The 693-nt window shown below is 49.1% G+C and carries 1 protein-coding gene; it reads left to right on the top strand.

Translation table 11 applies throughout. From position 1 onward, the window contains the following. The coding region (locus STRDD11_RS13185) for a PAS domain-containing protein (protein WP_206512726.1) at positions 1-693 on the top strand (693 nt) is incomplete at both ends.

Here is a 693-nt window from a genome sequence, read left to right as displayed (position 1 = left end):
CTTCCTACTATGATCAAGGGACCTCTCGGGCCCAAGTTCACCTGCGGAAAATCCTGGATGCGCCGGGTGTCAATGCCTACACCCTGCCGGGCAATGAATTTCTGCTTGGAAAGGCCAAGGAAGCCTTTGACGACCAAGGCAACATCACAAACGAAGGAACCGTGAATTTCCTCGAAACCTGCTTAGATAACTTTATAAAATATGTAGAGGTTGTTTCCAAATTGAAAAAACCAAAACCAATCGAACCAGAAGATCTGGACTGCAAAGGGGCTATCGCTACAACTGTCAGCCAAGTCGATCCAGATGACCCTGAATGGGTCGAAAAAGTCGCTGCTATTACAGGGGCGGTCTCCGGAGATACCTATGTCAAGCTGGACCATGGTATTCTGACGGTCAATCAGATCGATATGTTCCTCAAGGCCATGCCTTTTGAGCTGACCTATGCGGATGATAATAACCAATTCCTTTATTACAATAATGCCCATCAGGATCCAGACACCATGTTTGCCAAACGCATTCCGCCTCAGTCAGGCAGCCGCATGTCCACAGTCCACAATTCCCTGCCGCCTGCACGGATGAAAAATGTGGAGTGGGTCATCGGAACACTGCGCGACGGTAATCAGGAATACGTCCGGACGATTGTGCCGGGCTCGCCTGAAGGTGTCATCAATACCCATAATTATCAGGCTATGT

The sequence above is a fragment of the Streptococcus sp. DD11 genome (assembly GCF_001578865.1).
Taxonomy (GTDB): domain Bacteria; phylum Bacillota; class Bacilli; order Lactobacillales; family Streptococcaceae; genus Streptococcus; species Streptococcus panodentis.
This window is presented reverse-complemented; position numbering and strand designations above follow the sequence as displayed.